Origin of the sequence: Micromonospora sp. CPM1 (assembly GCF_023896895.1) — a bacterium.
Classification (GTDB): Bacteria; Actinomycetota; Actinomycetes; order Mycobacteriales; family Micromonosporaceae; genus Micromonospora; species Micromonospora tulbaghiae.
Genome location: NZ_JAMHIU010000017.1, coordinates 62,400 through 81,729, shown reverse-complemented (window position 1 = coordinate 81,729; position 19,330 = coordinate 62,400). Strand labels below are relative to the sequence as shown.

At 72.8% G+C, this 19,330-nt stretch carries 24 protein-coding genes, 1 tRNA gene and 1 pseudogene; 12 read left to right on the top strand and 14 right to left on the bottom strand.

Annotated features, from left to right (window positions below; all coding sequences use genetic code 11):
• Positions 1-7 precede the first annotated feature (7 nt).
• From M8C11_RS21170 to M8C11_RS21160, 3 genes are all read left to right on the top strand, one after another.
• Positions 8-874 (top strand): PHP domain-containing protein, encoded by an 867-nt coding sequence (locus M8C11_RS21170; RefSeq protein ID WP_252452304.1) that lies wholly within the window; start codon positions 8-10, stop codon positions 872-874.
• A gap of 31 nt (positions 875-905) precedes the next feature.
• Positions 906-1,520 carry a MarC family protein gene (locus M8C11_RS21165; protein ID WP_120571759.1) on the top strand — a complete coding sequence of 205 codons (615 nt, stop codon included), beginning with the start codon at positions 906-908 and terminating at the stop codon, positions 1,518-1,520.
• A gap of 129 nt (positions 1,521-1,649) precedes the next feature.
• On the top strand, positions 1,650-2,483 hold the full coding sequence (locus M8C11_RS21160) for a PD-(D/E)XK nuclease family protein (protein ID WP_252452419.1): 834 nt from the start codon (positions 1,650-1,652) through the stop codon (positions 2,481-2,483).
• A 13-nt stretch (positions 2,484-2,496) separates the two neighbouring features.
• Here M8C11_RS21160 and M8C11_RS21155 read toward each other — a convergent pair whose 3' ends face one another.
• Both M8C11_RS21155 and M8C11_RS21150 read right to left on the bottom strand, forming a co-directional pair.
• The gene (locus M8C11_RS21155; RefSeq protein ID WP_252452302.1) at positions 2,497-3,348 is read right to left on the bottom strand and encodes an oxygenase MpaB family protein; all 852 of its coding nucleotides are present in this window, start codon (positions 3,346-3,348) and stop codon (positions 2,497-2,499) included.
• Between the two features lie 66 nt (positions 3,349-3,414).
• Complete coding sequence (locus M8C11_RS21150; protein WP_120571756.1) at positions 3,415-3,843, bottom strand: Fur family transcriptional regulator; 429 nt, start codon at positions 3,841-3,843, stop codon at positions 3,415-3,417.
• 161 nt (positions 3,844-4,004) lie between these two features.
• Here M8C11_RS21150 and M8C11_RS21145 point away from each other — a divergent pair, with 161 nt between their 5' ends.
• Positions 4,005-4,487 (top strand): DUF2231 domain-containing protein, encoded by a 483-nt coding sequence (locus M8C11_RS21145; RefSeq protein WP_120573987.1) that lies wholly within the window; start codon positions 4,005-4,007, stop codon positions 4,485-4,487.
• Between the two features lies 1 nt (position 4,488).
• On the opposite strand, the gene M8C11_RS30595 is transcribed toward M8C11_RS21145, so the two are convergent.
• Entirely contained in the window at positions 4,489-5,319 is an 831-nt protein-coding gene (locus M8C11_RS30595) for a hypothetical protein (protein ID WP_308212766.1), read from the bottom strand.
• Between the two features lie 184 nt (positions 5,320-5,503).
• Here M8C11_RS30595 and M8C11_RS21135 point away from each other — a divergent pair, with 184 nt between their 5' ends.
• Entirely contained in the window at positions 5,504-5,677 is a 174-nt protein-coding gene (locus M8C11_RS21135; RefSeq protein WP_374668833.1) for a hypothetical protein, read from the top strand.
• 100 nt (positions 5,678-5,777) lie between these two features.
• Here M8C11_RS21135 and M8C11_RS21130 read toward each other — a convergent pair whose 3' ends face one another.
• Positions 5,778-6,254, bottom strand: coding sequence for a flagellar biosynthesis protein FlgA (locus M8C11_RS21130; RefSeq protein ID WP_252452299.1), 477 nt, complete (start codon positions 6,252-6,254; stop codon positions 5,778-5,780).
• A 398-nt stretch (positions 6,255-6,652) separates the two neighbouring features.
• Here M8C11_RS21130 and M8C11_RS21125 point away from each other — a divergent pair, with 398 nt between their 5' ends.
• On the top strand, positions 6,653-6,895 hold the full coding sequence (locus M8C11_RS21125; RefSeq protein ID WP_252452415.1) for a hypothetical protein: 243 nt from the start codon (positions 6,653-6,655) through the stop codon (positions 6,893-6,895).
• 14 nt (positions 6,896-6,909) lie between these two features.
• On the opposite strand, the pseudogene M8C11_RS30290 reads toward M8C11_RS21125, so the two are convergent.
• Both M8C11_RS30290 and M8C11_RS21120 read right to left on the bottom strand, forming a co-directional pair.
• Positions 6,910-7,050: pseudogene (locus M8C11_RS30290) on the bottom strand (FmdB family zinc ribbon protein); the annotation flags it as partial.
• Between the two features lie 63 nt (positions 7,051-7,113).
• Positions 7,114-7,761: a 5-formyltetrahydrofolate cyclo-ligase gene (locus M8C11_RS21120; RefSeq protein WP_374668830.1), complete on the bottom strand. Its 648-nt coding sequence runs from the start codon at positions 7,759-7,761 to the stop codon at positions 7,114-7,116.
• Between the two features lie 82 nt (positions 7,762-7,843).
• Here M8C11_RS21120 and M8C11_RS21115 point away from each other — a divergent pair, with 82 nt between their 5' ends.
• The 6 genes from M8C11_RS21115 (at position 7,844) to M8C11_RS21090 (ending at position 14,252) form a co-directional block, all read left to right on the top strand.
• On the top strand, positions 7,844-10,033 hold the full coding sequence (locus M8C11_RS21115) for a diguanylate cyclase (protein WP_252452293.1): 2,190 nt from the start codon (positions 7,844-7,846) through the stop codon (positions 10,031-10,033).
• A gap of 9 nt (positions 10,034-10,042) precedes the next feature.
• Positions 10,043-11,032 (top strand): UTP--glucose-1-phosphate uridylyltransferase, encoded by a 990-nt coding sequence (locus M8C11_RS21110; RefSeq protein ID WP_091415168.1) that lies wholly within the window; start codon positions 10,043-10,045, stop codon positions 11,030-11,032.
• Complete coding sequence (gene glp / locus M8C11_RS21105; RefSeq protein WP_120571749.1) at positions 11,029-12,342, top strand: gephyrin-like molybdotransferase Glp; 1,314 nt, start codon at positions 11,029-11,031, stop codon at positions 12,340-12,342. Before M8C11_RS21110 ends, glp begins: the two co-directional genes overlap by 4 nt.
• Before the next feature lie 52 nt (positions 12,343-12,394).
• Positions 12,395-13,036 carry a GNAT family N-acetyltransferase gene (locus M8C11_RS21100; protein WP_252452290.1) on the top strand — a complete coding sequence of 214 codons (642 nt, stop codon included), beginning with the start codon at positions 12,395-12,397 and terminating at the stop codon, positions 13,034-13,036.
• A gap of 169 nt (positions 13,037-13,205) precedes the next feature.
• Positions 13,206-13,988: a hypothetical protein gene (locus M8C11_RS21095; RefSeq protein ID WP_175438611.1), complete on the top strand. Its 783-nt coding sequence runs from the start codon at positions 13,206-13,208 to the stop codon at positions 13,986-13,988.
• A 190-nt stretch (positions 13,989-14,178) separates the two neighbouring features.
• Positions 14,179-14,252, top strand: a tRNA-Ala gene (locus tag M8C11_RS21090).
• Between the two features lie 120 nt (positions 14,253-14,372).
• Here M8C11_RS21090 and M8C11_RS21085 read toward each other — a convergent pair.
• The 8 genes from M8C11_RS21085 to M8C11_RS21050 all read right to left on the bottom strand — a co-directional run bounded on the left by M8C11_RS21085 (position 14,373) and on the right by M8C11_RS21050 (position 19,314).
• Positions 14,373-15,068 carry a proteasome protein gene (locus M8C11_RS21085; protein ID WP_120571748.1) on the bottom strand — a complete coding sequence of 232 codons (696 nt, stop codon included), beginning with the start codon at positions 15,066-15,068 and terminating at the stop codon, positions 14,373-14,375.
• 520 nt (positions 15,069-15,588) lie between these two features.
• On the bottom strand, positions 15,589-16,098 hold the full coding sequence (locus M8C11_RS21080) for a hypothetical protein (protein ID WP_252452287.1): 510 nt from the start codon (positions 16,096-16,098) through the stop codon (positions 15,589-15,591).
• Between the two features lie 521 nt (positions 16,099-16,619).
• Positions 16,620-16,838 carry a hypothetical protein gene (locus M8C11_RS21075; RefSeq protein WP_252452284.1) on the bottom strand — a complete coding sequence of 73 codons (219 nt, stop codon included), beginning with the start codon at positions 16,836-16,838 and terminating at the stop codon, positions 16,620-16,622.
• Positions 16,839-16,865: 27 nt separating this feature from the next.
• Positions 16,866-17,648: a methyltransferase domain-containing protein gene (locus tag M8C11_RS21070; RefSeq protein WP_252452281.1), complete on the bottom strand. Its 783-nt coding sequence runs from the start codon at positions 17,646-17,648 to the stop codon at positions 16,866-16,868.
• Positions 17,649-17,658: 10 nt separating this feature from the next.
• Positions 17,659-18,111 carry a hypothetical protein gene (locus M8C11_RS21065; RefSeq protein WP_252452278.1) on the bottom strand — a complete coding sequence of 151 codons (453 nt, stop codon included), beginning with the start codon at positions 18,109-18,111 and terminating at the stop codon, positions 17,659-17,661.
• Positions 18,112-18,127: 16 nt separating this feature from the next.
• Positions 18,128-18,607, bottom strand: coding sequence for an SRPBCC family protein (locus M8C11_RS21060; RefSeq protein ID WP_252452275.1), 480 nt, complete (start codon positions 18,605-18,607; stop codon positions 18,128-18,130).
• Positions 18,604-18,951 carry a helix-turn-helix transcriptional regulator gene (locus M8C11_RS21055; protein WP_013473924.1) on the bottom strand — a complete coding sequence of 116 codons (348 nt, stop codon included), beginning with the start codon at positions 18,949-18,951 and terminating at the stop codon, positions 18,604-18,606. The genes M8C11_RS21060 and M8C11_RS21055 overlap by 4 nt, the downstream gene beginning before the upstream one ends.
• 27 nt (positions 18,952-18,978) lie before the next feature.
• Positions 18,979-19,314: a hypothetical protein gene (locus M8C11_RS21050; RefSeq protein ID WP_252452272.1), complete on the bottom strand. Its 336-nt coding sequence runs from the start codon at positions 19,312-19,314 to the stop codon at positions 18,979-18,981.
• Between the last annotated feature and the right edge of the window lie 16 nt (positions 19,315-19,330).

Below are 19,330 nucleotides of genomic sequence, written 5' to 3'. Positions count from 1 at the left end.
CGGGCGGGTGAGCGTCCCCGCCCGCATCGACCTGCACACCCACTCCACCGCCAGCGACGGCACCCTGACCCCCGCCGAACTGGTCCGGGCCGCCGCCGACGCGGGGCTCGACGTGGTGGCACTCACCGACCACGACACCACCGCGGGCTGGGCGCCCGCCGTCGCCGCCCTGCCGCCCGGCCTCACCCTGATCCGCGGCGCGGAGATCTCCTGCCGCTGGTTCGGCGCCGAGCCGGCGATCCCGCTGCACCTCCTCGCCTACCTGTTCGACCCGGCCGAGCCGCACCTGGCTGCGGAGCTGGCCCGGGTCCGCCGGGCCCGCGAGGAACGCGGCGAGCGCATCGTCCGGCTGCTCCAGGCCGACGGCGTCCCGGTGAGCTGGACGGAGATCCTGGCCAGCGCGGGCGGCGGCACCGTCGGCCGCCCGCACATCGCGCAGGCGCTGATCCGGGCCGGTCTGGTCGCCACCACCACCGAGGCGTTCGGGCCGGACTGGCTCGGCGAGCGGTACCGGCTGCCGAAGGACGACATCGAGGTGTTCCAGGCGGTGGCGCTGGTGCGGGCGGCCGGCGGCGTGCCCGTCTTCGCCCACCCGAAGGCCAGCCGGCGCGGCCGGATCGTGCCGGACGAGCTGATCGCGGACCTGGCGGCGGCCGGCCTGGCCGGGCTGGAGGCCGACCACGAGGACCACGACCCGGCCGAGCGGGAGCACGTCCGCGGGCTCGCCGCCGACCTGGGACTGCTGGTCACCGGATCGTCCGACTTCCACGGCACGCACAAGACCGTCCGGCTCGGCGCGTACACCACCGGGCCCGAGGCGTACGAGCGGATCGTCGCGCTGGCCCGCGGGGTGACCCCTGTCGCTTCGAGCTGAAGCGCTCCGGCGGCACGGCTACCGTGTCCGCGTGGATCTCAAGCTCTTCGGCGAGGTCTTCGTGACCCTGCTGGTGATCGTCGACCCGCCCGGAATGATGCCCATCTTCCTCGCGCTGACCGGGCCGCTGCCCGCGCGCGACCGGAACCGGGCCGCCTGGCAGGCCGTGGCGCTGGCGCTCGGGGTCATCGTGATCTTCGCGGTGGCGGGGCAGACGATCCTGGCGTACCTGCACGTCGACCTGCCCGCGCTCCAGGCCGCCGGCGGTCTGCTGCTGATCCTGGTCGCGCTGGAGTTGCTGACCGGCAAGGCGGACGACCCGAGCCAGCAGGTCACCTCCAACATCGCGCTGGTGCCGCTGGGCACCCCGCTGCTGGCCGGGCCGGGCGCCATCGTGGCGACCATGCTGTTCGTGCAGCAGGCCGGCGGTCCCGTCGACTACCTCGCCATCGCGCTGGCGATCGTCGCGGTGATGGTGACGGTCTGGGTGGTGCTGCGCTTCTCCGGCGGGATCGTCAAGGTGCTGCGCCCCGGCGGCATCGAGGTGCTGACCCGGATCGCCGGCCTGCTGCTGGCCGCCATCGCCGTGCAGCTCATCGCCGACGCGATCGCCGCGTTCGTGACCCAGTACCTCAACAACGCCTGAGCGCTTCGTCCGCTGTCGTACCGGGGTGGCAGGATCTCAGGGGTGCGACGACCGTCAGCAGCCGGCCCCACCGGCTCCCGGGCTCCCCGACCCCGCGCCGAGCAGTCCGAGCAGCTCGGCTTCGAGGGCATGCCGGAACGCCTGTTCGTCTGCACCCCGAGCAAACTCGGCACGTACGCGGACTGCCCCCGCCGCTACCGCTACGCCTACGTGGACCGGCCCGCGCCGCCGAAAGGCCCGCCGTGGGCGCACAACTCGCTCGGCGCGAGCGTCCACACCGCGCTGAAGAACTGGTACGCGCTGGCCGCCGACCGCCGCCGCCCCGAGGTGCTCGGCACGCTGCTCAAGGGCACCTGGGTCCGCGAGGGCTACCGCGACGACGAGCAGGAGCGCGACGCCTTCCGGCGGGCGCTGACCTGGCTGGAGAGCTACGTGGCGGGCCTCGACCCGGCCGACGAACCGGTCGGCGTGGAACGGGTCGTCGCGGTCAAGACCGCTGTGCTCGCGTTCAACGGCCGCACCGACCGGATCGACTCGCGTCCCGGCCCGGACGGGCGGCCCGAGCTGGTCATCGTCGACTACAAGACCGGCCGCACCGGGCTCGACGCCGACGACGCACGCGGCTCGCAGGCGCTCGCGCTCTACGCGTACGCGGCCGAGCGGGTGTTCCGCAAGCCGTGCCGCCGGGTCGAGCTGCACCACCTGCCCACCGGCACCGTCGCGGCCCACGAGCACACGCCGGAGTCCCTGCACCGGCAGCTCACCCGCGCGGAGGACACCGCCCGCGACATCATGGCCGCCGAGCGCGCCGTGGCCGACGGCGCCGACCCCGACGCGGCGTTCCCCACCGAGCCGGGGCCGCGGTGCGGCTGGTGCGACTACCGGCGTACGTGCCCGACCGGCGCGCAGACCCCGGGCAAGGAGCCCTGGTCCGCGGTCGAGCGGTTCGCCGGACCGGAGTGAGTGCGCGGCGGCGTCAGGCCGCGGTCAGGCGGGCGGCGCGTTCCTTCGCGGCCTGCTGCAACGGGCCCTCCCGGTAGCGCCGGGGCACCGCCGCCAGCGCCAGCCGCAGCGCCCGCGCGCTGAGGTCCGCCGACAGGGCGGTGGTGGGCAGGCCCAGCCCGCCGTAGAGCCGCAACGCCCACGGTGGCAGCATCCCCAGCGCGGTGGCGGCGATCCCGAAGTACGCCCAGCGCGGCGGCCCCAGGTTCAGGCCGACCCGCGCCGGCAGGCTCACCTTCCACGGGATCGGCGGCGCGGTCAGGAACACCGCGGTCTCGGCCGCCTCCCGGGTCATCCGCAACTGCGGGCGTACGTCCCGGTAGTAGTCAGCCACCTCGGCGGCGGTCCCCGGTACGTCGTCCGGGTCCAGCCCGACCAGGGCCGCCGACCGGCGCTGCTCGGTGTAGTAGCCGTCCACCTCGTCGTCGGTGAGCGCCAGACCGGCCCGCCGGGCGGTGCTCACGAACGACTCGACCTCGGTCACGTGCACCCAGCGCAGCAGCTCCGGATCGTCGACGCGGAACTCCTCACCGGTGAACGGGTCGGTGGCGCGCATCCGGGCGTGCCGCGTACGCAGCCGTCGCCCGGCCGCCTCCGCCTCGGCCGTCGTGCCGTAGATCGTCGTCGCCACGTACGTCGCCGTGCGGACCAGCCGGCCCCAGGCGTCGGTGCGGTAGCTGCTGTTCTGCGCGACGCCGGCCATCGCGCGCGGGTGCAGCGCCTGGAGGTAGAGCGAGCGCAGGCCGGCGACGATCAGGATCGGTTCCTCGTGCACCTTCCACGTGACCGATCCCGGACCGAAGAGGCCGAGGTCTTCGGTGTCCACCGATCAAGAGTGCCACGAGCCGTCGCCGGGCGTCCCCGGTGCGGCGGTCGGTCGACGATGGGGCGGTCAGTCGTCGGCGGAGCGGCGGGACTGGCAGGACGGGCAGAGGCCCCAGAAGGTCACTTCCGCCTCGTCCAGCTCGAAGCCGTGCGCCACGTTCGGGTCCAGGCAGGGGGCGCTGCCGACCGCGCAGTCCACGTCGGCGATCTCACCGCAGCCCCGGCACACCACGTGGTGGTGGTTGTCGCCGACCCGGGCCTCGTACCGCGCGGGACTGCCGGCCGGCTCGATCCGGCGGGACAGCCCGGCCCGGGACAGGGCACCGAGCACGTCGTAGACGGCCTGGGTGGAGACCGAGTCGATCCGCTGGCGGACCCGCCGGGTGATCTCGTCGACCTCCAGGTGACCGCCGGCCGAGAGCACGTCCAGCACGGCGAGACGCGGCCGGGTGACCCGTAGGCCCCTCGACCGGAGCAGCTCCTCACCTGTGGACATGGATCCATGACAGCACGGGGCAGGCGGGCCGACAAGCGAGCGTTGTTCACCCGTGGCCGGGGCCACAGGTGAACCGGCACCGCCGCGCTCGCGTGTATCGAGGCAGACGGCGTCACGCCGTACGCTGAGCGCGCCAAACCACCCACTCGCCGGAGGTGTCGGTGTTCAGGGAAATCAACGGTCTGCCCGTCCATGTACTCGTCATCCACGCGGCGGTGGTGCTGGTGCCGCTGCTGGCACTGCTCGCCGTCGGGTACGGGGTGCTGCCCCGCTGGCGGCCCCGCCTCGGCTGGGCGGTCGCGGCGCTCGCCGTGGTCACCCCGATCGTCGCCTGGGTGGCGACCGAGTCCGGCGAGGAGCTGGAGGAGGCGCTGCGCGCGAAGGGCTACCCGCCGGACCGGCTCCAGCAGATCAGCGAGCACGCCGAGTACGGCGACATGCTGTTCTGGTTCGCGCTCGGGCTCGGCGTCGCCGCGCTGCTGCTCGTGCTGTCGACGAGCCGCCTCGTCGCGGGCCGGAACCTGCCCCGCTGGCTCCCGATCGTGCTCACCGTCGTGGTGGCGGTGCTCGCGGTCTTCGCGCTCGTGTACGTGTACTGGACCGGGGACAGCGGCGCCAAGATGGTCTGGGACGGCGTCGTCTGACTCAGAACAGCACCCGCGAGCAGAGCAGGCAGGTGAGCAGCACCAGCACCACGGCGACGACCGCCCCGATGCCGTAGGTGAGGCGCTGCGCGCGCTGCTCCGCCTGGTCCATCGCGGCCATGTCCTGCGGCGGGAGCCGGCGGGGCGGTGACGGCTGCACGTGTACCGGTGGCCGCCAGCCGGGCGGCGGGGGCGTGCTCGGCGGCGGTCCCGCGTATCCCGAGGGCGGCGGGCCACCAGCGGGCGCGCCGCCCCCGAACTGCGGGCCACCGGCGGGCGGGCCGGCACCGGGCGTGCCCGGCCACGCGCCGCCGGCCACCGTCCAGCCGCCTGCCGCCTCCGGCCGGGCCCACGGGCTCTCGGTGGCCGCCTCGCGCGACCACGGGCTGGCGTTCCCGGCCGCCTCGGGGTTGTCGGCGGCTGCTCCGGCCGTCTCGACGCCCTCGGTGACGGCCCGCTCCGCCGGGAGGGAGGCCGGCTCCACCGGGCGGGAGGCCGGCTCTGCTGTGAGGGCGGTCGGCTCCGCCGGGAGGGCGGCCGGCTCGGGCTGCCCGGCGGCCCCGGCCGGTTCGGCGGTGCGGTCCGGTTCGGCGGTGCGGTCCGACTCATGTGCTCCGCTTGCGTCACCGGCGTCACCGGCGTCACCGGCGTCACCGGCGTCACCGGCGTCACCGGCGTCACCCGGCCGGGGGCCGGGACCGGCCGGGTGGACGTCCGCGCTGTCCGCACCGCCCCGGGGGACCGCCCCGGGGGCGTTCTCCCCGGCGGGTACCGGTTGCTCCGGGCGTCGCCAGGTCTCGTCGTCGGGGCTGCCACCGCTCGGCGTCGTCACGCCGTCCGACGCTACCAACGCCCCGGCCGGTCGGCCGCCCGACGCGTCGATCACCGCCGCTCGGCCATTCGCGCCCGGTGGGTGGCGGTCCGGCGGCTTCCGGGCCGGTACGGCCGGGCTCGGGTCGATCCGCCCGGTCCCGGGGATCGAGCCGGCGGCCCGTCCGGCGGTATCGTTGCTGCTCGTGACCGACCCCGCCATCCGGGCACCGCGCGACGACGACCGCGTGGTCGACCTCAGCGACGACTTCGTGGTGCTGCCCGAACAGACCAGCGACGACACCGACCGTGGCTGGGGCGAGCGCCCCGGCGGCAACGACGACTGGCTGCTCGCCGAGCGCCCTCCGCACTGGGGCTGATCGCGCCCCAACGGCCCGATCGCGCCGCAGTGGCCCGATCGCGCCGAGCGGACCGTCGAGGGCCGATGGCGCCGCGCCGAGGCCTCCCGCTGTGCTCACGTCAGCCGCGTACCACCACGGCGAAGCGACTGCCCTCCGGCAACCCGACCGCCCGCCGGGCCTGCTCCGGCGGCAGCGCCAGGTAGAGCGCCCAGGAGCCGTCGACCGCTCCGGCGGCGCCGACCACGTCGAGCACCAACGCGCGCGGAGCCAGCAGCGTCGGGTCGGGCGAACCGCCGGCCGGCACGACGAGCAGGTCGACCCGGGCACCCGGGCGCAGCACCGCGAGGGCGGCCGGCTCGGCCAGCCGGATCGGTACGCCCACCGCACCGGCCGGCAGGGCGCGGATGCCGCCGGACGGTGACGCGGTCGCCGGGGCGGACGGCAACGCGCGAGGTGGTGGGCAGGACGGCGGCGTCTGGAGCACCGCCGCGGCCAGCCCCAGCAGCACCGCGACGAGCGTCACCCGCAGCAGCGTCCGGCGCCGGGGCAGTCCGCGCCAGCGGACCGGCCGCAACGTCGCCTCGCCATCCGCCACCGCTGCCTCCCGCCGCCGGCCAACCATCCGACCCCAGGCTAGGACCGGCCTCCCGACGCGCGCCGCCCCATCGCCCGCCCCTGTGGATAACCCGCCGGCTTGTGGAAAACCGTTCCCCGGAAGGCCCGCCGTCACCAGCGCGGAGGTCCGGTGCGGCCGGGACCGCCAGCTCGGGGAGCTTGCTGCTTCCGGACGAGCGGATGCAGCAACCTCCCCGAGCTGGCGAGCATCCGCCGGCCGGTGCAGCAACCTCCCCGAACTGGCGAGCATCCGCCGGCCGGTGCAGCAACCTCCCCGAACTGGCGAGCATCCGCCACCGGCCCGGTGCAGCGACCTCGCCGAGCCGGCGAGCATCCGCCGCGAACGGAACGTGGCCGCCCCCGAGCGGGGACGGCCACGTGTCGCGCGAGGAGCGCGAGAGGCTGATTCAGGACGAGCTGGACGCCGCCGGCGCCTTGCTCGCAGTCGACCCCGACCCGGAACCGGACGAGGAGGACGACCCGGACGAGGAGGACGACGAGGACGAGGAGTCCGACGACGACGAGGGCGAGGACGAGGACGATGACGACTCGGACTTGGCCGGCTTGCTCGTGGCCGCGGCGCCGTTGTCGGAGCCGGACGAACGGGAGTCCGTGCGGTAGAAGCCGGAGCCCTTGAACACGATGCCCACCGAGTTGAAGAGCTTTCGCAGCCGCCCCTCACACGCCGGGCACTCGGTCAGCGGGTCGTCCGAGAAGGACTGCACCGCCTCGAGCTGGTGGCCGCACGCGGTGCAGGCGTACTGGTACGTGGGCACGTTCTCCTCCGGATCTTCGGCACGGCCTGTTGGCACTCCTGGTCTTCGAGTGCCAATGGTGCGTCATGACCCCCGGGTTCGTCCAGCGGAAGCGCCCGGGCCCACATCCGGGACCGCCACCAGTCCATCCGCCGGAGTGATCACACAGTGCACCGGGCGGTCGTGCGGCAGGGCGGGCACCGCCTCGACCAGCTCGCCGTCGTGCAGCAGCGCCACGGTCGGCACGGTGGCGGGCACCCGGGCCAGCGCGCGGTCGTACGAGCCGCCGCCCCGGCCCAGCCGCACGCCCCGGCGGTCCACCGCGACCGCCGGCACCACGACCAGGGCGGCCCCGGCCACTGCGGCACGCCCCCGGGGCGGTGCGGTCGGCTCGCGCAGACCCCGGCCGGCGGCGCGCAACGACTCCGGGCCGGTGTACGGGGCCCAGTCCAGGTCCAGGTCGTCGCGGAGCACCGGCAGCAGCAGCTCGGCGTCGGGCGGCAACGCGGCGCGCAGCACGTCCGGCAGGTCGTCCCCGCCGGGCTCGGAGGCGACCGGCACGTACGCGCTCATCCTGGCCGGCCGCAGCCGGCGTACCAACGTCACCAGCTCGGCCTGGACGGCGGCCGCAGCCACCGTGCGGTCGGCCGCGGACAGCGACCGGCGCGCGGCGAGTAGCGCGATGCGCATCTCCCGCTTCGCATCGTGCGCTTCATCCGAAAATTCCGGCACGCAACACTCCTGACGCAACGCTTGCCTAATGGTCGCTCTGTGTCAGCATCGCACCAAGGGAGCGGAACTTCCGGGGGGAAGATTGACGCTACGCGGGCGGTTGACGGCGGCTTTCCTCGCGGTGGTCCTCGGCCCCGTCCTGCTCGGCGCGTTCTTCGTCGGGGTCACGCTCAGCGCCGTCGACCACAGCCGCGCCACCGAGCGGCTGGGTCTGGCCGCGGCCGGCGTCCGTACCTCGATCGACGCGCTCTGCCAGCAACTACGCGCGGCGGCCGACGCGGTCGCGCTGGTCGGCGACCCGGCCGCCCGCTCGCGCGCGGCCGACCAGGTGGTCGCCCGGGGCCTGGCCGCCGCCGTGCGGATGGCCGACGCCGCCGGCCGCACCACCTACGCCACGGCCGGCGGGCCGGCCGGGCGCTGGCAGGACTGCGCCGGCGCGCCCGCCACCGGAGTCGGGGCGCTCTCCGCCCAGGTCGGGCTCCGCGACCCGGCCGGCACCGACCTGGGCGCGGTCGCCGCCGCCCAGCCCGTCGACCGGGCCTTCGTGGCGCGGCTCGCCGCCGTGACCGGCGTCGGGGTCACCCTCCTCGACGACCCCGGCGGCATCACCCACACGACCGAGGCCCAGGGGGTACGCGCAGCGGTGCTGGCCGCCGCCGGCAAGGCGGACGGGAACCGGGTGACCGGCACCGGCGACGGCCGGTACGTGCGGCGCGTCGGTCCGTCTCCCGGTCAGCCGCTGCCGCTGGTGCTGTCGGTGCCGGGGGAACGCGCGCCCGGCCTGTACGGGGCGCTGATCGCCGCGGTCGCGCTCGCCGCCCTGCTGGCAGTGCTCGCGGCCTGGCGGCTGGCCCGGGTGACCACCCGGCCGCTCGGTGAGCTGGCCGGCGCGGTGGACCGGGTGGCGCGCGGTGACCTGAGCGCCCGGGTGCCGGTGCGCAGCCGCGACGAGATCGGGCGGCTGGCCAGCGCGTTCAACCGGATGACCCGGGAGACCGGCACCTACGTGACGGCGCTGACCAGCAGCCGCGACCAGATCCGCAACCACCTGGCGGTGCTCGGCGACACGCTCGCCAGCACGCACGACCTGCAACGCATCCTGCGGGTGATCCTGGACAGCGCGATCGCCGCCACCGGCGCCCGGGCCGGCGCGGTGCTGCTGGTCGACGGCGACGGCGTCCTCGTCGGCCGGTGCGTGGAGGGACTGACCGGGCGCTGGCCCACGGGCGACCCGGCCGACCCGGCGACGCTGCGGGTGCCGGTCGGCGCCGGGGTGCTCGGCGCGGTGGCCGCCACCGGCGAACCGCTGCGCGGACGGTGGGCGTCGCCGGACACGGAGACTGGGGAGCCGTCCTGCGAGACGTACGTGGCGGTGCCGTTCGCCACCCCTGGCGCCGCCGAGCCGCGCGGCCCGGACCGGCCCGGCCACCCGCCCGCCGACGGCGAACCGCCCGGCTCGGCCTGTGCGGCGCTCGGCGTGCTCGTGCTCTACGACCGGCTCGGCGGGCACGAGTTCCACGACGACGACGTGGTGACGCTGCGGACGTTCGCCGGGCACGCCGCGGTCGCCGTGGAGAACGTCCGGGTGCACGAGGAGGCGCAGCGGCTCTCCCTCACCGACCCGCTCACCGGGCTGTGGAACTACCGCTACCTGCGGGAGTCGATCCGCCGCGAGGTGGAGCGGGCGAACCGGTTCGGCCGCATGCTCAGCGTGCTCGCGCTCGACCTGGACCGGTTCAAGAACGTCAACGACACCTGGGGGCACGCCGCCGGGGACGCCGTACTGGTCGAGTTCGCGCGCCGGGTACGCGGTGTGATCCGCGAGGTGGACCTGGCGTTCCGGCAGGGCGGCGAGGAGTTCGTGGTGCTGCTGCCGGAGACCGACGCCCGGGGCGCCACGATCGTCGCCGAGCGGCTCGGCGCGGTGGTACGCGACCAGCCGGTGGCGGTCGAGGGGAACGGCGACGAGCCGGTGCGGGTGCCGGTGACCGTCTCCATCGGCATCGCCGTCTACCCGGACCACGCCGCCGACGGCCAGCAGGTGCTCGACGCCGCCGACGACGCGTTGTACGCGGCGAAGGCCGCCGGACGTGACGGCTACCGGCTCGCCCCGGCGCCCGATCCGGTGCCCACCCAGGAGATCCCGGTGGTGGCCGCCGGTGCCGGCCCACCGGACGGGCTGCCCCGGGCCGGTGCGGCGGACCCGGCGGGCACCGTCCAGGGCGGCGCGTCTTCCGGTCCTCACCCGCCGCGGCAGAGCCGTGGCCGATAGTCTCGCGACATGTCGGAGCACTCAGCGAACCCCTCAGCGGCCCACGGTCGCTCCCGCGCGGTCAAGGCCGTGATCCCGGCCGCCGGCCTGGCCACCCGGTTCCTGCCGGCCACCAAGGCGGTTCCGAAGGAACTGCTGCCGGTCGTCGACCGGCCGGTGCTGCAGTACATCGTCGAGGAGGCCGCGCAGGCCGGCATCGACGACATCCTGCTGATCACCGGTCGCGGCAAGACCTCGATGGTGGACCACTTCGACCGCCGGCCGGACCTGGAGGAACGGCTCGCCAAGAAGCCCGAGCTGCTGGCCGAGGTCAAGCGCACCGAGGAACTGGCCGCGATCTACACGGTCCGCCAGCCGGAACAGCTCGGCCTCGGCCACGCCGTCGGGTACGCCGAGTCGCACGTCGGCGACGCGCCCTTCGCGGTGCTCCTCGGCGACGAGTTCGTCAAGCCGTCCGAGCCGCTGCTGCCGGCCATGCTGGAACTCCAGGCGCGCACCGGCGGTGTGGTGCTCGCGTTCTTCGAGGTCGACCCGGCCGAGACGAGCCGATACGGCATCGCGTCGGTCGAGCCGGCCGAGTCGGAATACGCCGACATCGCCGAGGTCGTCAAGGTCACCGGCATGGTGGAGAAGCCCAGCCCGGAGGACGCCCCCAGCAACCTCGCCGTCCTCGGCCGGTACGTCCTGCCCGGGAAGATCTTCGACGCGATCCGGCGTACCCAGCCGGGCAGCGGCGGCGAGATCCAGCTGACCGACGCGATGGAGCTGCTGCGTACCGAGGGGGTGCCGGTGCACGCCATCGTCTACCGGGGCACCCGCTACGACACCGGCATGCCGCTCGGCTACCTCCAGACCGTGGTGCAGATCGCCGCCGAGCGGGAGGACCTGGGCGCCGAGTTCCGCAAGTGGCTGACCGAGTTCGTCAACAACGGCGACGAGACGGTCACTGCTGCGGTGCTCAACGGCATCCGCGACGCGTCCGGCGGTGCCGATACATGACCGCGACGGCCGACGCCGAGGCGGCCGCGAACGAGTTGACGCCGCTCGCCGACTACCTGGGCAGTGTGCTGCGCAGGTTACGAGCGCTGCCTCCACTCGACCTCGACCTGACCCAGGCGTACGGCAACGTGCTCGCCGAGGACGTGGTCGCCCCGCACTCGTACCCCGCCTTCGACCAGGCGGCGGTGGACGGGTACGCCGCGCGCTGGGAGGACATCTCCGGTGGGAGTCGGGGGCCGGGCTACGTCCCGGCCCCCTCCGGTATGCCCGGCGGCCGCAGCATCCGCCTCAACGTGGTCGGTGACCTGGGCGCGGCGAGCTGGCGGCCGGTGCGGCTCACCCCCGGCGCCTGCTTCTCGGTGGCGGCGGGCGCACCGCTGCCGATCGGCGCCGACGTGGTCGTCCCGGTGGAGTGGACCGACCAGGGCATGGCTGCCGTCGAGATCTTCCGCGCCCCCAAACGGGGGTACGGCCTGCGCCGCGCCGGGGACGAACTGGTCGCCGGCACGCTGCTCGCCCGCGCCGGCGCGTACGTCTCCCCGGCCCTGGTCGCGGTGTTCGCCGCCACCGGCATCGGGCACGTGGTGGTACGGCCCAGCCCGCGCGTGGTCATCGTTGCCACCGGCGACGAACTGGTGGACGTGGGCCGGGGCAGCCAGCCCGGGCAGGTGGTGGACACCAACTCGCACGCGCTGACCGCGGCGGCGGCGGAGGCGGGCGCGCTCGCGTACCGGGTGGGGATCTGCGACGACGACCCGGAGGCGCTGCGCGGCCTGCTGGAGGACCAGACACTGCGCGCCGACCTGATCATCACCACCGGCGGCACCGGCACCGGCCCCGGCGACATGGTCCGCCGCATCCTGTCCCGCCGCGACGGCGGCCGGGCCGGGCCGGTCACCTTCACAGAGGTGGCCCTCTATCCCGGAACAGCCCTCGGGTTCGGTACGGTCGGCGCCGAGGAGGTGCCGGTGGTGTGTCTTCCCGGTGAGCCCGGCGCGGCGCTGATCGGCTTCGAGGTGCTGGCCCGCCCGGCCATCCAACTGCTGGCCGGCGCCGAGCCGGTGTTCCGGCCGAGCGTCCGCGCGCACCTGCTGGAGACGGTCTCGTCCCCGGTGGGGCTGCGCGAGTTCCGGCCCGCGCACGTGGCCGAGCGGCGCGGTGGCGGGTACACGGTGCAGCCGCTGGCCGGTGGTCCGTACACGCTGTCCGGCCTGGCCGAGGCCAACGGTCTGCTGGTGCTCGGCGAGCGGGTCACCACGGCCGCTGCCGGGTCTACCGTGGATGTGCTCCTGCTGGACCGGCGCCGGTGAGCGCGAGGAGTGAGCTTGCGAGCCCCGCAGTCGCGAGCGAAGGGCCGGCTCGGTGAGGTTCCGGCGGGCGCCGGGGTGGCCGGCGGTGCTGGTGGACGGTCCGGTGGTGCTGCGGCCGTACCGGCGTTCGGACGCCGCCGCCTGGTCGGAGATCCGGCGCGCGAACCGGGAGTGGCTGGCGCCGTGGGAGTCCCATGTGCCCGGTGGCTGGTACGAGACGAACTCGCCCGCCGCGTTCCGCCTGGTGCACGCCGACCAGCGCAAGTCCGCGCGTACCGGTGAGGGCATGCCGTTCGCGGTCTGCCTGCGCGAGAACGGGCAGGAGCGGCTGGTCGGTCACGTCAACATCGGCAGCATCGTGCGGCGGGCGTTCTGCTCCGGGTACGTGGGCTACTGGGTGGACTCCAGGGTGGCCGGTCGCGGCGTGATCCCGACCGCCGTGGCGCTCGCCGTGGACCACGCGTTCGGGCCGGGCGGCCTGCACCGGATCGAGGTGAACATCCGGCCGGAGAACATGCCTTCCCGCCGGGTGGTGGAGAAGCTCGGCTTCCGCGAGGAGGCCTATCACGTGCGTTACATGCACATCGACGGCGCTTGGCGCGACCACATCGGATACGCGATGACCGGCGAGGAAGTGGTCGCCGAGGGCGGACTGCTGGCGCGGTGGCACCGCGTACGTGACAACCGCCGCTGAGGCGAACGCCCGGCGCGGCGCACTGTGAACCGGGTCGGCGGCCCGTAACCTCAAGTAACTGCAAGCTGTGGCAAGCGCTGCCCGCCCGCACGAAGTGCGCCGTAAACGACGGTCGACGGAAGAAGTTGCGGCGGTGTGACGCTCGCCCCGAACTTTGGTGACGGGAGGGGTGAGGGTGCCCACGTCGGTGCTCCTCGCCGTCCTCGCCGCCGCCGGTCTGCTCGCCCTCGCTCCGGCGCTGGTCCGCCGGTACGACGCCACCGAGCGGCTGGTGGCGGAGCGGGCGCAGTCGACGGCGCGGGTGCTCCAGCGCCAGCGTCGACGGCGCACCGTGCCCGGGCGGCGACCGCTGCACCCTCCGCGCTCCCTTGTCGTGACCCTCAGTGAAGATTCCGACACGGGCAGTCTCGCCCGCCCGGTCTCCGCGCCACCGCTGCGGCGTCGCTCCGGGCGGCTCCGGCCCGTCTCCGCGGTGCCGGCCCAGTCCCGCCGACGGCACCCGCCCCGGCGACGGCACACCCCGGCGATCTACCGCCGGCGCCGGGTGCTGGCCGCACTGCTGCTGCTCAACCTGGTCGAGCTGGGCGGCGTGGTGCTCGTCGGACCCGGGTTCTGGATCAGCGTCTCGGTCACCGGCGCACTGCTCGTGGCGTACGTCGTACACCTGCGGCAGCGCGCCCTGGCCGAGCGCCGGCGGCGGCGCGCGGACGCCCGCGAGGCGGCCTGGCTGGCCGCCCGCCAGGCCGAGGTGCGCCGCGAGCAGGCCCGGCGCGCGGCGGCCCGGCGGGAGGCGCAGCGCCGGCTGGCCGCCCAGCGCGAGGCGGTCCGGCGTACGGCGATGGGGCTGGACCGTCCCGCGGACCTGCCGCCGGCGGCGAGCGGCGGTTCGGTGTCCTACCGGCGTGCGGGCGGCCTGCGCGGACGCCCCTACCAGTCCGGCCGGGGCGCCTGACCCCTCACCTGCCTTGCCGGTGCTGGGCTCGGTAGCGATCTTGGAAGAATTGGGCCCCTCTGGGGGCCGCTTTCTTCCAAGATCTACGTGGGCGGTGGGGCGGTTCGCATCGTGGGGGCGCGACCTGTTAGCCTTGTCGCCGGCCCACCCGGTGAAAGCTGGGTGGGACCGACGCTGGTTCGCCAGCGGAGGGGCTGTGGCGCAGACCGGTAGCGCACCTCGTTCGCATCGAGGGGGTCAGGGGTTCAAATCCCCTCAGCTCCACCCAGTTCAAAGGCCGTTTCCGCCAGTCGGAGACGGCCTTTTCGATCTCGCCCTCATGGCACGGTGGACAACCCCCGACGGGTCGCCACCGTGCCGGTCGTCGCCGATCACCCGCCGGCGTCAGTCGAACAGGTCGTCGAGCGCCTTCTGTTCGAGGTCGCGCCAGCGCTCGGCGTCCTTCAGCGCCTTGGCGATCTCCTTCTCGTCGAGGTGGTGCGCGCCCTCCTCGCGGATGCACGCGACGCTGAACGGCCCGCCGACCGACGGCGAGGTCCGCTCCAGCGCCTCCAGCACCCGCACCACGCCCACCACGCCGTACTCGACGGTGCGCGTGGTCATCCGGAAGTGGGACAGCAGCGCGCCGGCCTGCTGGGCCATGGGTGCGCCGGAGCCGATGGCGTGGAAACCCACGTCCTCGTAGCGGCCGATGAGCCCGTTCGGGTTGATCTCCACGATCCACGGCCCGCCCTGGCTGTAGCCGGCCGCGAGCAGGTACGCCGACACCCCGCCGCCGCTGCCCTCGCCGGGCACGTCCGGGATGTAGTTCTCGTAGTGCTTCTTGAAGACGGGTAGGACGCGTTCCTGCAGCTCGTCGCCGATGTCCGGTGCTTCGAGAATGGCGGTGGCCGAGTCCTGGAGAAGTGGGCGCAGGTCGTTGAGCACTCCTCGCGCGCCGCTGCCGCCCCAGGCGGCGCAGTCGCCCAGTGGGTGCAGCTTCTGGGCGGGGAAGCTCAGACCGCGGTCGCTCTCGGTGATCTGGGAGTCGGCGCCGATCACCACCCCGTCTTTGCAGACAACGGCGAGTACGACGGTCATAAGGTCCTCCTGGGCAGGGGTGCGGGGTTGGGCGCGAGGTACCCGACGCCCCGCCTGCCTACACCCCGACAGGTGTCGGCCCGCTCAGTGCCCCGGACGGGAGGCCCTCTCAGCCCGCAGGTGGGGACTCTCGTACGGCAGCTAGGCCAACCACGTATCCACGTGGATGGCGAATCGCGTCGTGTGCCCGCACATTCGCGGCACGAGCATGGCGGCGCGGATGATCGTGTTGCTTGACGTTGTAGTGCTTGCAGAGGGCGGCGAGCGAGGGCAGCCGTTTCTCCAGTTGGAACGGCCATTCTGATCTCGTTGACCGCCGGGGGAGTGGAGCCGACCGCGAGGCAACCCGGCTGTGGCGTTGGAATCTGCGCGAGGCGGGCAATTCCTAGCTTCTCGTGAGCCGCGCAGCTCGGTGCATAGGGCTCGTCAGCGCCAATGCGGCGAGGGTGGCTCGACCACCACGAATCGTTCTGCGTTCCCCTAGCTGGCCAAAGATGTGAGGCTGTTGGTGGCGCCCCTGTCATCGTCTTCTTCGAAACAATTCACCTGATAGGGTCGAGGCATTCGACGAGCTGATGGTGTCGACCAAATGTTCGAAGGCGTTTAGAAATGAAAGCGGATCGTCGCGCCGCGCCCTCTCGTTCATGACGAACTGCTGAATCGCTGACCAGGTCTTCGGTGCCCTGTAGTGCAACGGCAGTATGGCTAGCCTCTCATCTACGATTCCCAGGGCGACTAGGTATGACACCGTTTGGTAGAAAGTGGCGACCTCTTGGGCATCGTCACGCACGGGCTCCGGAAGGTCGAGGAATGGTAGATCTTTATCCTGCTTCGGCAGCTCAGTCCACAGGTTCTCTTCTCGCCTGAGGAATTCGGCAGTGCGCACCTTCCACAAAAATTCCACCGCCACGGGGAGTTGATTAGCATGCCTAGAAATCCGGATTTGCTGAAGGGCGATTGCGGACGAGAGGCACAAAGCTATGAGAGATGCTATGAAGGCAGCCACGTTGAGGGCAGTCGATGTATCCATGTAATACACCTTGCCATCTCCAGCAACGACTTCCAACCCTCAGCGCTGCGAGGGCTGTGTTGTCGACGCACTCGTCTTGAAGGGGGCGGCCGGAACTCCAAGGGAGAGGCCGCGAGCTCCGGCCGCAGCGCATGGGTGCTTGTGTGCCGCACCGGTGCGTGGGCAGGCTCAGAAGGGAGCGCTCTGTTTTAGGCTCTGCTTCGATGTGTGGGCAGCAGTTCCTTCTCGCGCGAGGTCAGCCAGTCCTTTTCAGTAGATGGTTGATTGACCAGCGCTTCTGCGACGCCCTCGCAGGCGCTGCGTAGCTCCCCGAGCAGACCAGAAGGCACCTAGCCTGCATCGACGAGCCACCGAATCGAATCCTCAGCTCAACCAAGCCCTGAGGCCTTCTCCGCTAGTTGGAGAGGTGGCCTCGATCTTGTGAAGCAGAAAAGTGCGGCAGTCCTCAGGAGTCGGTCCACGTGTCACGACCCCTTGTGTCGCCCTCAGTGGCGGACGAGCCGACCTGTGCGCCGAATTCGCTAGGGCGACGGCTCGTGGAAGTAGACGGTGGCCGACCACCAGTCACCGTCGGCAGTGATCTCGTTCTGTACGACGACGTCCTGGACCTCGATGCCCGGCCGCTGTTCGATGCTGTCGGCGATGCGGCGTAGCAACGCCGGGACACTGTCCTGTCCTGGACCCACGGGATTGGCCTGCGAGAAGTGCCTGATGATCCACGACTCCGGTTCGGGCGGCATGGCGACAGTCTGCCAGTGCCCTCCGTCTCAGGTGACGGTCGCCGCGGTGAGGAAGAACGTGACTGCATAGGTGAACCGGCCCGCGTCGACGGCCTCGTCGAACTGGTCTTCGAACGCGCGAGCTTCGGCGGGTTCGACTACGCCGCGCTGAGCCGCTGTGGCAGCCCAACTGCGCAGGCCCAGAACGTTGTCGGCGGCGGCCGGGTCGCGAACCAGGAGCGTTCGGGGCTCGACGGCGATGTCGGCCAGACCGAGCGTGGCGAGAATGCCGGCGTGCTGGTGGGCCAGGGTGCCGTTGCGGAGGAGGACGTCGGCCCGGAACCGCAGCACACGTCGCGCCAGATCCTGGTCGGCGATGTCGAGCACCTGCGTGTCGTAGTCGGGGTCCGCGAGGACGATGCGGCCACTCGGCCGGACGACCCTGACGAGCTCCCCGATCGCGGCGTGGGGATCGGCGAGGTGTTGCACGGTGCGGTCGGACCAGGCGCCGTCGAAGGAGTCGTCGAGGAACGGCAGCCGGTGGGCGTCGGCGACGGCGCATTGCGTCAAGCCGCGCGCCTGCATGGCGGCAGCCATGGTGACGGCGCGGTCCACGGTCACCACGCAGGCGTCGTGTTCGTCTCGGAGGCGGACCGCGCTCGCTCCGGTGCCCGCACCGACCTCGACGTAGCGCCGGCCGGGCACCGGATGGAGCAGTTCGCGGACCCGATGCTGATACGCCTGGTAGAAGGGCTCGTCGGTGAGGCGATCGAGCACGCCGACCCACGAGTCCGGGTCTGACTGCCGGTCGACGTCGGTGAATCCGTGCACGATCTGGAGCCTATTGCGCCGCCGTCGGCTCTTGCGGCAACGGCGTGGGGTGCATCGTGAGGTGGATCAGCCCCTGCTCCTCGTGCACGGTGCCGCTCAGTTCGTAGGGATCGGCGGTGCCGACGTGGAAGACGAGTGTGACCCGATCCCGTACGAATTTCTCCGTGCCGGTGGGCCTGCCGAAGACGCCGGTGATGTGTTGCTGATCCATCCCTGCTCGGAGGGGAAGTCCGATCGCGTCGATCATGCGCTGAGCCGTCGCCTCCGGCAGGGCCGCGAGGTCGATCGCTACCGAACGCGTCACGCCGGGAGCCGATTCAAGACGAAGCCACTCGGTGAAGCCGGACGCCTCCCCGACCCAGCGACGCCCCAGGTACTCCCAGCCACGAAGCTCCTCCAGGTCTTCCACCGCCAGGAATTGGGCGAGGCGAAGTTGACCGAAGGCGTCATGCGAGATCCTCAACGAGTCGCCTCCGGCGTTATCTCGCCTCGGTGAACAGGGCGGCGTAGCGGTTCAGGTACAGCGGCCAGCCCTCGTCGTGGCCGACGCCGTCACGAACCGACTCCCAGCCCGGACCGTGCCGGTCCAGGTTGCGGTGCTCCAACTCGACCCGGGTCCGCCCCGGTGTCTCGGCGACGAACCGGACCTCGACCTCGCTGGCGTTCTCCAGATCCTGTTCGAGCTGCCATGCCGGGCTGATGTCCCAGCTGAAGACGAGCCGGTCCGGCGGCTCGAAGACGAGGATCCGCGCCCAGGCGCACTCGCTGCCGTCCTCGGCGCGGTCGTAGATGTGTCCACCGACCTTCGGCTCGAACACCGTCTCCGCGATCGGCGACGACAGCAGGTTGTGCTCCTTCGGCTTGAAGTCGCCGAACCGCTCCGTGAACACCGCGAAGGCGCGCTCGACCGGCGCGTCGACCACGATCTGCCGCCGTACCACCGCATCCGTTCCACTCATGATTCCTCCTCGTCAGGGCGCTCGGCGACGTCCTTGAAGCCGTCCAACGCGCGGCTCCAGTAGGTGTCGAGCTGATCTCGTAGGGCGGCCACGCCGGCGGGATTGAGCCGGTAGACACGCTTCGTGCCCGCCGTGCGGTCCGTCACGAGGCCGGCGTCCTTCAGCACCCGCAGATGCTGCGACACCGCCGGCCGGCTGACCGGCAGCACCGCGGCCAGCTCGCCGACCGCCCGCGGCTGCTCCGCGAGACACGCGATGATCGCCCGCCGCGTCGGGTCGCCCAGGGCGTCCCACCCGTCCTCGGTTCGGTAAGTGCCCACGAACGGTAAGCTACGGCTTACCATTGACGCTCGTCAAGCCTGAAAAGCAGGTCACTGTTGCCACAGGAACGCCGCCGCCGAGCACGGCCGGCAGCGGAATCCGTACCCGCAGCCACCGCCCCCGAAGTTGAAGCCGGTGCGGTGATCGTGGCCTTCCTCAAGCTGGACGACGAACGACATGGGCAGGGCGCAGGCGGGACAGGTGGGCGTCTGGTCGAACTGGAGCCACGCCGGCAGTCCGCCGAGTTGCCCGAGGACGTCTCGCAGTGGTCGGCCGGACTCACCGCGCCAGCGTTCGCGCGCCTCGTCGTAGCCGTCGGAGTCCCGCATCGGCACGTACGTGACGGCGGACGTCTCGGCCGCCAGGACGGTGTCGCCGGAGGGCACGGCAGGCGGAGCCAGC